The sequence below is a fragment of the Methylomonas lenta genome (genome assembly GCF_001644015.1).
Taxonomy (GTDB): Bacteria; Pseudomonadota; Gammaproteobacteria; order Methylococcales; family Methylomonadaceae; genus Methylomonas; species Methylomonas lenta.
This window is the reverse complement of sequence record NZ_LUUI01000111.1, coordinates 77,262-92,085: the sequence shown is the minus strand read 5'-3', so window position 1 is coordinate 92,085 and position 14,824 is coordinate 77,262. Positions and strand designations below refer to the sequence as shown.

At 46.6% G+C, this 14,824-nt stretch carries 15 protein-coding genes; 10 read left to right on the top strand and 5 right to left on the bottom strand.

The window, feature by feature from the left end; genetic code table 11:
• Nucleotides 1-6: 6 nt before the first annotated feature.
• A complete protein-coding gene (nqrF, locus tag A1359_RS12705; RefSeq protein WP_066983370.1) occupies nt 7-1,227 on the top strand; it encodes an NADH:ubiquinone reductase (Na(+)-transporting) subunit F in 1,221 nt (406 codons plus the stop codon).
• Between the two features lie 98 nt (nt 1,228-1,325).
• Entirely contained in the window at nt 1,326-1,535 is a 210-nt protein-coding gene (gene nqrM, locus A1359_RS12700) for a (Na+)-NQR maturation NqrM (protein ID WP_066983367.1), read from the top strand.
• 7 nt (nt 1,536-1,542) lie between these two features.
• On the opposite strand, the gene A1359_RS12695 is transcribed toward nqrM, so the two are convergent.
• A complete protein-coding gene (locus A1359_RS12695) occupies nt 1,543-3,201 on the bottom strand; it encodes an ATP-binding protein (protein WP_066983364.1) in 1,659 nt (552 codons plus the stop codon).
• A gap of 111 nt (nt 3,202-3,312) precedes the next feature.
• On the opposite strand from A1359_RS12695, the gene folP reads away from it, so the two are divergent.
• Nucleotides 3,313-4,131 (top strand): dihydropteroate synthase, encoded by an 819-nt coding sequence (folP, locus tag A1359_RS12690; RefSeq protein ID WP_066983361.1) that lies wholly within the window; start codon nt 3,313-3,315, stop codon nt 4,129-4,131.
• The gene (locus A1359_RS12685) at nt 4,107-5,039 is read left to right on the top strand and encodes a 1-aminocyclopropane-1-carboxylate deaminase/D-cysteine desulfhydrase (protein ID WP_083960622.1); all 933 of its coding nucleotides are present in this window, start codon (nt 4,107-4,109) and stop codon (nt 5,037-5,039) included. The genes folP and A1359_RS12685 overlap by 25 nt, the downstream gene beginning before the upstream one ends.
• Nucleotides 5,040-5,098: 59 nt before the next feature.
• On the opposite strand, the gene A1359_RS12680 is transcribed toward A1359_RS12685, so the two are convergent.
• The 4 genes from A1359_RS12680 to A1359_RS12665 form a co-directional block, all read right to left on the bottom strand.
• Nucleotides 5,099-6,280, bottom strand: coding sequence for a pyridoxal phosphate-dependent aminotransferase (locus A1359_RS12680; RefSeq protein ID WP_066983359.1), 1,182 nt, complete (start codon nt 6,278-6,280; stop codon nt 5,099-5,101).
• Between the two features lie 610 nt (nt 6,281-6,890).
• A complete protein-coding gene (gene xseA, locus A1359_RS12675) occupies nt 6,891-8,234 on the bottom strand; it encodes an exodeoxyribonuclease VII large subunit (protein ID WP_066983356.1) in 1,344 nt (447 codons plus the stop codon).
• Nucleotides 8,235-8,236: 2 nt separating this feature from the next.
• Nucleotides 8,237-8,650, bottom strand: a complete 414-nt coding sequence (locus A1359_RS12670; RefSeq protein ID WP_066983353.1) for a YeeE/YedE family protein — start codon at nt 8,648-8,650, stop codon at nt 8,237-8,239.
• The gene (locus A1359_RS12665; protein ID WP_066983350.1) at nt 8,647-9,078 is read right to left on the bottom strand and encodes a YeeE/YedE family protein; all 432 of its coding nucleotides are present in this window, start codon (nt 9,076-9,078) and stop codon (nt 8,647-8,649) included. The genes A1359_RS12670 and A1359_RS12665 overlap by 4 nt, the downstream gene beginning before the upstream one ends.
• Nucleotides 9,079-9,227: 149 nt before the next feature.
• Here A1359_RS12665 and dmeF point away from each other — a divergent pair, with 149 nt between their 5' ends.
• The 6 genes from dmeF to A1359_RS12640 all read left to right on the top strand — a co-directional run bounded on the left by dmeF (nt 9,228) and on the right by A1359_RS12640 (nt 14,788).
• Complete coding sequence (gene dmeF, locus A1359_RS12660) at nt 9,228-10,187, top strand: CDF family Co(II)/Ni(II) efflux transporter DmeF (protein ID WP_066983460.1); 960 nt, start codon at nt 9,228-9,230, stop codon at nt 10,185-10,187.
• Nucleotides 10,188-10,266: 79 nt separating this feature from the next.
• Nucleotides 10,267-10,410, top strand: coding sequence for a hypothetical protein (locus tag A1359_RS22815; RefSeq protein WP_198159344.1), 144 nt, complete (start codon nt 10,267-10,269; stop codon nt 10,408-10,410).
• Nucleotides 10,410-11,267, top strand: coding sequence for a 5-bromo-4-chloroindolyl phosphate hydrolysis family protein (locus A1359_RS12655; protein ID WP_066983345.1), 858 nt, complete (start codon nt 10,410-10,412; stop codon nt 11,265-11,267). The genes A1359_RS22815 and A1359_RS12655 overlap by 1 nt, the downstream gene beginning before the upstream one ends.
• A gap of 32 nt (nt 11,268-11,299) precedes the next feature.
• Nucleotides 11,300-12,472 carry a toxic anion resistance protein gene (locus A1359_RS12650; protein WP_066983342.1) on the top strand — a complete coding sequence of 391 codons (1,173 nt, stop codon included), beginning with the start codon at nt 11,300-11,302 and terminating at the stop codon, nt 12,470-12,472.
• A gap of 21 nt (nt 12,473-12,493) precedes the next feature.
• Entirely contained in the window at nt 12,494-13,600 is a 1,107-nt protein-coding gene (locus tag A1359_RS12645) for an SPFH domain-containing protein (RefSeq protein ID WP_066983457.1), read from the top strand.
• Nucleotides 13,601-14,788, top strand: a complete 1,188-nt coding sequence (locus A1359_RS12640; RefSeq protein ID WP_066983339.1) for a primosomal protein N' (replication factor Y) - superfamily II helicase — start codon at nt 13,601-13,603, stop codon at nt 14,786-14,788.
• Nucleotides 14,789-14,824 lie beyond the last annotated feature (36 nt).

Below are 14,824 nucleotides of genomic sequence, written 5' to 3'. Positions count from 1 at the left end.
ATCGTAATGCTGGAAATTGCATTAGGTGTTATTTTCTTCACGGTTATCGTGATTGCGCTGGTGTTTTTAATCATCGGCGCAAAAAGCAAGTTGGTAGCCTCTGGGGATGTGGAAATTCTGATCAATGACGAGAAGAAAATTCATGTGCCGGTAGGCTCCAAATTATTAACGGCATTAGCCGACAATCAATTATTCGTTTCTTCTGCTTGTGGCGGCGGCGGTACTTGTGGGCAGTGCAAAGTCAAAGTGCTTAGCGGTGGCGGCGATATTCTGCCCACTGAAATGTCGCATATCACCAAACGCGAAGCTGCGCATGGTGAGCGTCTGGCTTGTCAGGTGTCTGTCAAACACGACATGGATATTGAAGTTGAGGACAGTGTATTCGGCGTTAAAAAATGGGAGTGCACCGTTAAGTCAAATGACAACGTGGCTACCTTCATTAAAGAACTGGTACTGGAATTGCCTGCAGGCGAAGCTATCAATTACCGTGCTGGCGGATACATCCAAATCGAATGTCCCGAGCATGTTTCTAAATATGCAGATATTGATGTTGCTGAGGAATATCGCCCGGATTGGGATAAGTTCAACCTATGGCGTTATGTGTCGGATGTGAAAGAGCCTACCTTGCGGGCGTATTCCATGGCTTCTTATCCTGAAGAAAAAGAAATCATGTTGAACGTGCGGATTGCTACGCCACCGCCTGGCGCGTCTGATGATATCCCGCCTGGCATCATGTCTTCATTTATCTTTAATCTGAAGCCCGGTGATAAGGTTTTTGTCTCAGGTCCTTATGGTGAGTTTTTCGCTAAAGAAACTGATGCGGAAATGGTCTTTGTTGGTGGTGGTGCCGGTATGGCGCCGATGCGTTCACATATCTTCGATCAATTACGTAGACTGAAGTCCAAACGTAAAATGACTTTCTGGTATGGTGCTCGCAGCAAGCGCGAAATGTTCTATGTGGAAGATTTCGATATGCTGGCCAAAGAAAATGATAATTTTGAATGGCATGTAGCGCTGTCGGATGCCTTACCTGAAGACAACTGGAAAGGCTATACCGGCTTTATCCACAACGTTTTATTCGAAGAGTTTCTGAAGAATCATCCGAATCCTGAAGACTGTGAATATTACATGTGCGGACCTCCAATCATGAACTCATCAGTCATCAATATGTTGTTGGCTAATGGCGTCGATCCTGAAAACATTATGTTGGACGATTTTGGCGGTTAATTAAGCATCTTGCTGACAAGGAACGAGGAGCGATCGTTTGATTTCTCCTCGTTTTTTTTGGTATAAGTGGTACAAAAGCGTTTAAAAGGAAAACGAAAATGGTGTATTTTTTAGCGACATTTGTTTTTATGCTGATTGTGATCGCCATCATGGCGGTAGGGGTTATCTTCGGTCGCAACGCCATTAAAGGCTCTTGCGGAGGCACAGGCGATTGCGTTTGCACTGAAAAGTGCGATAAAAGGAAGAAACTTGAAGCCGAGCAACAAGCCGAACAGGTCATCACTATTCGGCGTGATCTGAAAGTTTAGAACTGAATTACTGGCGTGTTTGTGTGCGCCAGTTATTGACGATGCCTTCGACATCCAGGTCGTCAGGTCCTTCACGCCAACCGGTAAAGTAATCGACGTCGTTACTTTTGGGTTCTGGGTTTGGCCGGTAAATCTGTACCCGGGTCGGTAAAGGCGCTGCTTCTCCTAGAACGAGTGCCTCACCACGACCCAGAGAGGTAAGTATGTCTGTCAAATCACCTTCCGCTTCGGGTACCAAACCCCTGATGTAAGCTTGGTCATCCGGGTTGGTGGTTCTCAAACAGATAAACGAGCTGCATTGCGCCAGCATAGTTTCTGATAGTTCTGTAGGTCTTTGGCTGATTACGCCAATGGAGACCCCATATTTACGACCTTCCTTGGCTATCCGTTCCATAATTTTTTTGGTGCCTTCGAACTGGCCACCTCTTTCGCGAGGGATATAGGCATGGGCTTCTTCGCAGATCAGAGTAATTGGAAACTCGCGTCGTTTGGGGTTCCAATAGTTAAATTCATAGGCTAGGCGGCCGACTTGTGCAGAGACTGCAGGTCTTACATCCGTCGGTACAGAGCTTAAATCCACCACTGTGATATTGGCTTTTTTCTCACCCAGGCCAATAAATTCCCTTAGTAAATCCGCCATGCTGGCCGAGTTATTACGTTTTTTAGGCTTTAACAAAAAATCGTACCTGACATCGTTGAATCGGCTTTGCATTCTGATTAAAAACTCGTCGAATTGACCAAACAAGGCACCAAAGGTTTTGCCAAAATCCTTTCGTTCTTCATTGGCCGCTTTAAATTGCATATAAAGTTCTGCCAAAGAAAAATAGATGGGGGTATCGATGGAGACCATGCCAAGGCCAATTTGCTTGGCTTCCTTACGTTTTAGCTGTTGCAGCACTTCGCGCATAAAAGCCATTTGTAATGAAGCGCCCTTGTCATCTCTATCGATAAACAAATCCACCAATTCGGCATAAGTCATCATCCAGTAGGGCATTTCCAGCTCCATGGCATCGACATAATTAACCAGCTCTTCAGGAAATGCGGATTCAATATGCCCGGTATCATTCTTCCAGCAATACTCACCATGCAGATCAAGCATGATTAAATGCGCCTTAGGCATGGCTTTGATAGTGTGTTGAATCAGGCTGGTTACTGTCCAGGATTTACCAGAACCGGATTGACCGATAATGGCAAAATGGCGACCAAACAATGCCCGTGGGTCCAGGCTTAAATGATAATCTTTATGCGATGCCAATTGACCGATGAAAAACTGATATTCGCGGAATTTGACAAAAATGGCATTGATTTCATTCATGCCTACTGCATAGACATTGGCGCCTGGGGTAGGGTAGTGGCGAACGCCGCGAGCAAATACATTGTTTTCGTTCATTTCCCCAACCGGAATCAAAGAAATAAACCTATCGCTGAAACGGTTGCCCAAGCTGTCGAAACGATCTCGTTCCCACATTTTGAACACCAAAGCCAATACACCTATATTCGATTGGCGAATAACGACATAAGAGCCCAAATTTCCTGCCAGGATTTCTTCATCGCCCACTTTGATAATAGGTGAAGCAGTAGAATGTTCCTCTATGATGCGGGCATCCATGCCATTGCCTCGCACTTCAACCAAATGTCCAATCAAAATGTGCTCGTTATCTGCCATCGTTACTCTGCCTGCGATAAAATTGACTAGATAAGCTTAGTCGATTTTTTAGCCAGTAGTAAGTTTGCAAACAAAACTGTTTAACCGCTTTATTTTTGCCAGGGATTTCAGATGTTCAACCGCAATGCCACGCCGCAAATCATGGGCATACTTAATGTTACGCCGGATAGCTTTTCAGATGGAGGTCGTTACAGCACGCTTGATGCTGCATTGCGTCAGGTTAAAACTATGCTGGAAGAGGGGGTGGATATTATCGATGTCGGCGGCGAATCAACCCGGCCCGGCTCCAATCCGGTATCTGCGGATGAGCAAATCAACCGAGTAGTCCCAATAATCAAAGCCATACATACAGATTTTCCTGATTTATTGATCAGTATTGATACAACGCTGAGTTCAGTGGCCGATGCTGCTCTGCAAGCAGGTGCCAGGATTATTAACGATGTTACAGCAGGTTTAGGTGACGCTAAAATGTTGCCGCTGGTGGCGAGTTGCGGCATGCCGATTATTTTGATGCATATGCAAGGCACACCCAAAACCATGCAGGATAATCCGCAATACCAGGATGCGGTTACCGATATTAAACGTGTACTGCAACAGCGTATCGATGCGGCTTTAAATGCAGGGATTCAGCCAGGCAATATTGCTATTGATCCCGGTATTGGCTTTGGCAAACGTACACGAGACAATATAGATTTATTGGCGCATCTGGATCAGTTTGTGGATATGGGCTATGCGGTGTTATTAGGCACCAGTCGCAAGCGTTTTATGGGAAGCATTTGTCATGTGTCAGAGCCTGAGGAATTAGTAACAGCTACCGCAGTCACCACTGCGCTGGGTGTGATAGCCGGCGTGAACATGTTTAGAGTGCATGATGTGAAGGCCAATCGGCAAGCGGCTGATGTGGCTTGGGCAATCAAACAGGCGCAGTGATCAATTTACATCCTCGACTTGAAGCACTGGAAAAGAAATTTTCAGCTTCGCCGTTGACACAAATTTTAGATCAGGCGCTAAGTGCCCGCCGCGTTGAATTGTGGATTAAACGTGACGATCTATTACACCCGATTATTTCCGGTAACAAATGGCGCAAACTAAAATATAACCTTAATCACGCGCTTAACAACCAAGCCGACACTCTTATCAGCATGGGCGGGGCTTATTCAAATCATCTGCATGCTTTGGCATTTGCCGGCCAGCAATTAGGTCTGAAAACAGTAGCTTTTGTGCGAGGGGAGAGGCCGGCACAGCTCAATCCAACCCTGATTGATCTGCAGCAATGGGGGATGCAATTAAACTTTGTGTCCCGCAGTGATTATCGGCAATTGAGGCAGTATAAAAATTACCACAGTTTGCCCGATTTGGTATCTGGACAATATTGGCTACCCGAAGGCGGTGCGTCAGACTTGGCTTTGCAGGGTGTCGCAGAAATTATGTCGGAGCTAAAACAACAGTTCGACCTGTTGATGGTCGCTTGTGGTACTGGCGCTACCTTGGCCGGACTGATAACGGCAGCACCGGTTGATATGCAAATTCTCGGGGTGGCGGCTTTAAAGGGCGGGGACTTCCTGAATGCAGATGTAAAACAGTTATTACCTCAAGCGATAACCCAGCAAAATTGGCAAATCCTGTTGGATTATCATTTTGGCGGGTTTGCTAAATATACCCCCGAATTGAAGCTTTTCATGCACCAATTTGCCGCCAAACATGGTGTAGCTTTGGATCCTATCTATACCGGTAAACTACTATTTGCTTTTTATGATTTGCTAAATCAGGGGTATTTTAAGCCTGGACAACGCATTTTGCTATTGCACACCGGCGGTTTGCAGGGTGCAAGAGATTGAGCTTTGAAGCCTCATTTCGCAAAGGCGAAATGAGGCTTATGTCGGTGACGGGTTGTGCTTTAAATCGCCTGCTTAATCCGGCTTAAAGCGTTTTCCAGGTTGCTCATGCTGGTAGCGATAGAAATACGGATATGCCCAGGGCAACCGAAAGCTGATCCAGGCACCAAGGCTACGCCGGCTTTTTCGATCAGATATTCGGAAAATTGCAGATCGTCGCTTATACCATCCAGTTTTGGTAACAGTTTTTCTATGTTAGGGAATACATAAAAAGTACCGTCGGTGGGCAGGCATTCTATGCCGTCTATAGTATTCAGTTCTGCAACGACATAATCATGACGTTTTTTAAACTCCACCATCATGATATCGATACAGCTTTGGTCACCGTTGATGGCTTCTTCTGCTGCGACTTGCGAGATCGAGGTTGGGTTAGACGTGCTTTGCGATTGAATCACTCCCATGGCTTTGATCAACTCTGCAGGTCCTGCGCAATAGCCAATACGCCAGCCTGTCATGGAATAAGCTTTGGATACGCCGTTTAGTACGATGGTGCGGGAGTAAAAATCCGGGCGGGCATTCAGTATGTTGACAAACTCGCCTTTGTTCCAAAGAATGTGCTCGTACATGTCGTCGGTGGCGATCAGAATGTCAGGATAATCCTGCAGCACTTCACCCAGAGCTTTCAATTCGTCCAGATTATAGGCTACGCCGGTCGGGTTTGATGGGCTGTTGATGACGAATAAACGCGTTTTATCGGTGATGGCCGCACGTAGCTGGGCAGGCGTGATTTTAAAGTTTTGCGATTGGCCGGCTTCTACAATGACCGGCACGCCATCAGCCAGTAACACCATGTCTGGATAGGAAACCCAGTAAGGCGCTGGAATGATAACTTCATCGCCGGGGTTTAACAGAGCTTGTGCCAGATTGTAAAAACTCTGTTTACCACCACTGGATACCAGAATTTGTTTTAAGTCGTAATCCAGCCCGTTATCACGTTTAAATTTTTCCGCGACGGCTTTTTTTAAGCTGGGAATGCCGTCAACTGCGGTGTATTTGGTAAAACCATTATCGATGGCTTTAACGGCAGCTGCTTTAATGTGGTCAGGTGTGTCAAAGTCGGGTTCGCCAGCGCCCAAGCCAATAATATCGGTACCCGCAGCACGCATGGCTGCAGCGCGGGCGGTGATAGCTAAAGTCGGCGAAGGTTTGACGGCTTTGACTCGGTTGGACAGTGAGATATTCATAGTTCCTCGATTGAATAGGAGTAGGCTGGAAAACTGGCGAATATTATACGGTATAAGCTAATAATCAGCTTATTCTGTCGGTATTTATAATGCTTGAAAGTCAGGATAATTGTCGACTAAACGACGCCTAAACTGTTTCCATATTATGAAGTTAAGGTTGGTGATTACTTCAAAACGTGGAAGCAGGGCTGGGCTGTTCACGAATCTGCCCTGTTTTCTGCCTGTGTTTGTAGCATCTGGTAACGTTCGATCGCGGCGCGGGTGTTAAACAGCATGCGTTCACGACCAAGCAGGCCGGCGAGCCCGGCCTTTCGTACAACTTCAAGCACACCAGGGTTTAAGCCTACCAACCATAAATGTAATGCTCAGTGCCTGGAAGATTTTGATATCGACTTTTTGAAGGACATATTTTCTGATGTCCAAAATGTAATGCCCAAGGTTCAGCGGCATCCCGAATATCTAGAATTGGTAGGAAAAGTGATAAACCTCTACCATGATATTACTGAGCAAGCCAGGCAAAATCTGCATAGTACTCAGTAAAAGTCTTTAATCACTTGAGGTTCTGGGGCTTGGCTTATGTGTGGATTAATCGTAGCTAATCAGCCAGAATCTAATCATGAATAACCGACTTGACTTGGCTGACAATACGGCCTTTGGCGAGTCGAATGTCTAGCAAGTCGTTTTCCGCAATATCGGTAATGGATTTGACAATTTTTTGCGAGCCTTGGTGTTGCACGATGGCATAACCGCGATCCAACGTAGCGAGCGGACTAACCGCATGTAGCGTTTGACTGACGCCGATTTGCTGCTGTTTCAGGGTCGATAATTTCAGTTGCATCGCACGCTGCAGACGTTGCTGAGAATAAACTAGCTTTTGTCTGTGTTGGAGGATTTTGTCTGTAGGTTGGAATTGCTTGAGTTTTTGGCTGTTGAGGGCTAATTGCTGCTGGCCCTGCGTAAAGGTTTGCTTGATGGATTTATTCAATCGCTGTTCGAGTTCGTCCAGACGTTGTGCGTTGCGTTGTAGTTTTTCACCTGGATGTTGCCGATGTAGTGATTTATTTAGCCAGCTTAAGCGCTGCTGCTGTAGGTTCAATTGGCGACGCAGCTTTTCAATTAACTGGTTTTCCATAAATTTAAAACCGCTTAGCCATTCGCTCTGGTGTGGCACGGCGTGTTCAGCTGCGGCTGAGGGTGTGGCTGCGCGTAAATCGGCGACAAAATCCGCTATGCTGAAATCAACTTCATGACCGACGCCAGAGATCACCGGGATTTCACTGGCAACAATGGCGCGGGCGACCATTTCTTCGTTAAAGGCCCATAAATCTTCAAGTGAACCACCGCCTCGGGCCAGAATGATGACATCCATCTCGGCCTGTTGATTAGCCTGCTGCAGCGCAGCGCAAATCTCAAATTTGGCAGACTCGCCTTGTACTGAAACGGGAAAAATCAAGACAGGAATCGCCGGAAATCGTCGTTGTAAAACTGTCAGAATATCGTGTATTGCCGCACCGCTAGCAGAGGTGATGACGCCGATTTTCTTCGGTATCAAAGGGATAGTCTGTTTGCGGCTTTCATCGAATAAACCCTCTTTGAGCAATTTGTTTTTTAACCGCTCGAAAGCCTGGCGTAACGCGCCATCACCAGCTTGTTCCATGTGATCGACCACCAGTTGATAGTCGCCGCGCGGCTCGTATAAGCTGACTTGCGCGTTGGCTATAACCAGATCACCGTTACCTGGTCTGAAACCAAGTCGTTGCTGTTGACCACGAAACATGGCGCAGCGAACTTGAGCTTGGGCATCTTTTAAAGTGAAATACCAATGGCCGGAAGAAGGGGCGCTGAAATTAGAGACTTCACCCTCCACGCGGACTGACATAAAGTGCGTGGCGAGTAAGCGTTTGGCCTCTCGATTGAGCTGGGAAACGCTGTAAATCAATTCCGATGTGATCACGGCTAGTTACGGTTCAAAAAGCCTGCGGCCCAAAAACCGGCATAAATACTCACAACCATGATGACAGCCTCTTGATTACCTAATGACAGGCTGGCAAAAGCCGGGCCCGGACAATAGCCAGTCATGCCCCAGCCGATGCCAAACAAGGCGGCACCACTGATTAAGGGTTTATCGAGTAGTGATTTTACGGTGATATGGAAACGACTGCCCAGTAGCGGTTTGTCGTGTCGCCTTACCCATTTAAAGCCAGGGATTGCGACGGCTAGCGCACCAGCCATGACCAAAGCCAGACTGGGATCCCAGTTGCCGCTAATGTCGAGAAACCCCAATACTTTGTCCGGGTTGATCATTTGCGACACCGACAGGCCTAAACCAAAAATAATACCGGCGATTAATGCCAAAACGAGTTTCATCATGCGTTAATATGAAAGATGTGACGAATAAGATAGACGGTCAGTAAGCCGCTAGCCATGAAGGTTAAAGTGGCAGCCATGGAGCGTGGCGATAGCAGGGCGTTGCCGCAGATGCCATGGCCGCTGGTGCAGCCGCTGCCAAGGCGGGTGCCTAATCCAACTAAAAAGCCGCCCACAATCATTAAAGGCAGCGGGTAATTTTGGCGAAATGTTATGGCTTCGGTTGCAAAAAATTGCCAGCTTGCGGCTCCCAGCATCAGGCCAATCAAAAAGGCGATGCGCCAATGTCTATTGGCGCCTTGGGTTGTGAACAGGCCGCTCATGATGCTGCTGACGCCGGCAATGCGGCCGTTAAACCAGAGCAATAAAAATGCGCTGAAGCCAATTAATGCACCGCCCAGTAATGCGGAAATAGGGGTGAAATTTTGCAAAGTCGCTACTCGTGAAAATTAAAAAGTCGCTATTTTACGGCTGTTTGACAAGGATTGCAGCGTGTTTTCAGATACATGCCTGCGGAACTTACTGCTTGAGTTAAAATCATTCCTATCAAAACGGTTTTGCTTGGGATAAAAGGATGGTCATGCACAAACATGAATTAAGTAATTGGCAACACGCACATAATTTTTCTCGCATCAATCGCAAAGGAGAAAGGCGCACCAAATGGGTACTGTTGCTGACATTTACCACCATGCTGGTAGAAATTGTTGCAGGTATGCGATTTCATTCCATGGCTTTGCTGGCCGATGGCTGGCATATGGCCACGCATGTGCTGGCGTTTATGATTGCTATCTTTGCCTATCGATATAGTCGCATCCACGAGCAGGATAAAACTTTTGCCTTCAGTCCGGCCAAAGTCAGTGTTTTGGGAGGGTTTGCCAGTTCCGTAGCATTAGCCGTTGTGGCTTTTATGATGATAGCAGAGTCTGCCGAAAGACTGATTTTGCCGCAAGTGATCGAGTTTGATGATGCGATTTTCGTGGCTGTCGCTGGATTGGTTGTCAATTTATTGAGTGCTTTGCTGCTGAGCGATCATCAACATGGCCACGACCATCACGATCATGATGATCACACACATCACCACCATCATCATGATCATAATTTGCGCGCAGCTTATATGCATGTGATGGCGGATGCTTTAACATCGGTGTTGGCAATCGTTGCTTTGTTGGCAGGCAAATATTATGGCTGGAACTGGCTGGATACCGTGATGGGTTTTGTCGGTGCGCTGGTAATTTTAAGCTGGGCTTGGGGCTTGATCAAAGAAACCAGCCCGGTTTTAATGGACCAAGGCATTGATGAGCATTACCTGCAAGCCATTCAGGATACGCTGGAAGAAGATGGAGAGTCTAGAGTTAGCGATATACATATCTGGCGTATCAGTCCGTCACATCATGCAGCGATTATTGTGCTACTGACGCAGTTTCCGAAATCGCCTTCACATTACAAAGCATTACTCGCCAATTTTGTACATCTTGACCACCTTACCATCGAAGTTAATGCCTGTAAGGGTGATCAGTGTATCGCTATGGATACTGATTGAATGCTTTTTTCTCATACCATTAATCAGTTAGAGTGTTGCATATTTGCCCAACCATTTATTGCCAAAAAGGTTTATAACCATGTCTACATTTTTTAAAAGGTTATTGGGGTTTATTTTGCTGCTGTCGACGATGGGTTTGACCACCTGTCAGTCGGTGGTTAAAGCAGAGCCTGTTTTTGTGCCGGCGAAGCTGGCCGATCAGTTGTTACCAGGTAATGAATAATGTCTAAACTGCCGACACTAAAATCCGCCAAACGTTTTACCGGTGATACCTTGCGTCAATATTCGCCGCGTGGTTTGTTATTGTATGTACTGTCGTTGGCACTGATTCCGGCGGTAGTGATTGGCCTCAGCAAAGGTCAGGTTATGACGGTTATCGTCAATGCGAGCGCCTTTACGCTGTATTGCCTGGCTGCAATTTGGTTGCGCAAAGGCCTGCAAGCGGAAAACCCCAGCTCGCAAGATCGCCTACAAAGCCCATCAAAATGGCCGTTAAAACTATTCTCGGCTGTGTTGGTGGCGTTCACTACCGGTATGTTGGCAGTATTGGCTGCGCAGCAAAGCTTGGTGATGGCCGCAATTTATGCATGCGGGGCATTTTTAGGCATGTATTTCAGCTATGGCTTTGACCAAGCTAAAAGCAGGCAAATAGCAGGTGCGCACGGTTATTCGGGTGATGAAGTCAGAAAAACCTTGGCTGACGCTTTTGCCATTATCAAACAGATTGAGCAAGCTAATCATAAAATTGGCAATAGAGAGCTCAATCAGCGTATTGATGGCATTTGCCAGATTGCTGACGGTATCATTGCAGAGCTGGAAGCCGACTCGCGCGGTATTCGTCGGGCACGCAAATTTTTACATGTCTATCTGGAAAACGTACAACAGGTTGTTCAGGGCTATGCTAACACCCATCAGCAGTCGAGTTCACAGGCGCTTGAGCAAAATTTTAGACAGGCGTTGGAGACGATCGAGTCCGCCTTTCAAGAGCAACAACAAAAACTGCTGGAAGAAGACCTGTTTGATTTAGACGTAAAAATTGAAGTGTTGACTGCGCAACTCAAACGCGAAGGCATCCTATGATTTCGCACTTTTACTAAAAGGGAAAACCCGTTATGAGTACACAAAAAACATCGATCACCCGACTAGCCGAAACTTCATTGATGCAAGCGACTCAGCAATCCGCTAAACAGGACATTGTACCCGGGGTACAAACTGAAGTTGTGGCTTTGTCGCAGGCTCCAACGGAACAACAGCTTAAAATTCGTCAGCTATTTCAAGAAATTGACATTAAAGACAGCCAGTCGATCATGTTCTTCGGTAGCAAGGCTCAGGAGCAATTAACGACCGTGTCCGACAGAATGCTGGAGGGCGTTAAAAATAAAGACATAGGTCCGGCCGGGGACGATTTGAATGACATGGTTGCCACCATCCGTGGCTTTGATCTGGATGAGTTGGATCCTAATAAAAAACAGGGTTTTTTTGCCAAAATGCTGGGCAAAACCAAACCGGTGGTCAAATTTATCCAGCAGTACGAAGAAGTACGCAAGCAGATAGACACGATTACCGACAAGCTGGAAAAACATAAATCCAGTTTGCTAACCGATATAGCTTCTCTGGATCGGCTTTATCAGGCCAATCTGGATTATTTCCATACGCTGGAAGATTACATCGTCGCCGGCGATGAAAAATTGCGCGAATTGGATGAGGTGGTGATTCCTGAGCATAGTACTACGGCTGAAACTAGTCAGGATGTGATAGCTGCGCAAAATTTACGTGATTTACGTAGCGCCAGAGACGATCTTGAGCGACGTGTGCATGACTTGCGCTTAACCCGGCAAGTTTCCATGCAAAGTCTACCCAGCATTCGTTTGGTGCAGGAAAACGATAAAGGCTTGGTCAATAAAATCAATTCCACTATCGTCAATACTATCCCTTTGTGGCGCCAACAACTGGCTACCGCCGTAACGATTTTTAGATCATCGCAAGCGGCTGAAACGGTTAAATCGGCCACTGATCTGACTAATGATTTACTGGCATCTAACGCAGAAAATCTCAAATTAGCCAACGCCGAGACTCGTAAACAACTTGAGCGTGGGGTTTTTGATATCGAGGTGGTTAAACAAGCCAATCAAGCTTTAATCGCTACCATAGAAGAAAGCTTGCAAATCGCCGATCAAGGTAAAAAAATGCGCAGCGAAGCCGTAGTGCAATTACAGCAATGCGAAGATGAACTCAGAAAAACTCTGGTTTCGGCGCAGTCAGGCACAACGACTAAAAGCTCATAATTTGAAGCGGGAGAAGTGGCTGTGGGTATTTTAGACAAACTGTTCGGCGAGTTTATCGACGTCATTGAATGGACCGACGATTCGTCAAACACTATGCTGTATCGATTTGAACGCTATGGCAACGAAATTAAATACGGTGCCATGCTGACGGTTAGAGAGTCGCAAACGGCAATTTTAGTCAACGAAGGCCAAATTGCCGACGTTTTCCAGCCCGGTTTATACCAGCTGGAAACGCGTAATATGCCCATCATGACCACGTTGCAAAGCTGGCCGCATGGTTTTTCCAGTCCATTTAAAGCCGAAGTGTATTTCATTAATATGCGCCGGTTTACCGATTTGAAATGGGGTACTAAAAATCCGTTGATGTTGCGGGATAAGGAATTTGGCCCGGTGCGCTTGCGTGCCTTTGGCACTTACACCATACGTGTCAGTGAACCACGGGTTTTTCTGACAGAAATCGTCGGTACCGGTGGTCATTTTCAGACTGGCGACATTGCTGATCAATTACGTAATCTGATTGTGGCTCGCTTTGCCGATATTCTGGGCGAATCCGGTATTCCGCTGCTGGATCTGGCGGCCAATTACGATGAACTGGGCAATTTTATCACCCAAAAAATCAGGCCCGAGTTTGCTGCCTATGGCTTGGATGTGCTGCAAATGCTGGTGGAAAATATCTCCTTGCCGCCGGAGGTGGAAATAGCTTTGGATAAGCGTACCAGTATGGGCATCATCGGCGATTTGGGACGATATACCCAGTTTCAGACAGCGGAAGCGCTATCGGCGGCAGCAAACAATCCATCCGGTGGTGCCGGTGAAGGCATTGGCATGGGCATGGGTTTTGCGATGGCACAAAATTTAGCACAAAACTTAAACCAGGCAAATTCGCAAGCATCTAATTCGGCCATGCCGCCACCCATTCCAGGCAGCGCAACCTATTTCATTGTGCTTGATGGTCAGCAACAGGGGCCGTTTAAGCTGAATGAGTTGATGAATAAAATCAATGTCGGTGAAGTAAGCCGAGAAACCTTGGTTTGGAGCCAGGGTCTGGTCGAATGGACCGTAGCGGCAAAAGTAGATCATTTGAGCAATGCTTTTGCACAAATGCCACCACCACTGCCAAAAACCTAAATGTCTGCTGTTTTTAAAACCAATAGCCCAAAGCCGGTCACGCTGCAATTTCCCTGCAAACAATGCGGTGCGGTGCTTAAATACGCACCAGGAACAGCACACTTGGTTTGCGATCATTGTGGTACGGAAAACCTGATTGAACTGCGTACGGGCAAGATTGAAGAATACGATCTCAATCAGGCTCTGCAACAGTTGACAAAAGCTAGTGTGGAATCGTCCGCACCCAGTATTCATTGCGATGAATGCGGTGCAGGTTTTCAGTTTGAAGCTAAAAATCATGCTGGAGAATGTCCCTTTTGCGGCGCACCTATCGTCACAAGTACCGCGCAAATCAAGCCTATTCAGCCTAAATCCTTGTTACCGTTTAGTGTCGATGAAACTCGCGCTCGGCAAGGCTTTCAAAAATGGATTAAAAACCTTTGGTTTGCCCCCAACGCAGTTAAAAAATATGCTCGTAGCGATACCAAACTAACCGGGGTTTATTTGCCATTTTGGACTTTCGATAGCCATACCGTCACTAATTACAGCGGTGAGCGAGGGGATGTCTATTACGTACAGGAGGCAGTACAAGTCGTTAGAAATAACCGGGTGGTAACCGAAATGCGCCAGGTGCCTAAAATTCGTTGGACGCTGGTCAATGGTCAAGTAAGGCGTTTTTTTGATGACGTGCTGGTCGGCGCGAGTCACTCATTGCCGCGCAAAATTCTGGATGCGCTACAACCTTGGGATTTACACGGATTGATTCCTTATGACGAAAATTACTTGAGTGGTTTTCGTAGTGAGTACTATCAAGTCGAATTAACGGAAGGTTTTGATCACGCTCGACAAATTATGGATAACCAGATTTATCAGGATATTTGTCATGATATTGGCGGCGATCATCAGCGAATACATCAAGTGAACACCCATCACAGTGATACCACCTATAAACATTGCCTATTACCGGTGTGGTCAGCTGCTTTCCGTTATCGGGACAAGTCCTACCGCTTTGTTGTCAACGGACGAACCGGAAAAGTGCAAGGCGAACGGCCTTACAGTATCTGGAAAATTGCCTTTGCTTGCTTGGTTGGGGTGTTTTTGGCGGCAATTGGATACTATTATCTGGAACAATCCGGCGCATTGCAGAATAGGCAACCGGAAGAATTGACCATTCATCCTTATCAATATCAGCAGCCGCTAAATTATTAAGCCTAAAACTTCAGTAAAGCAAAAAGTGCTTTATGC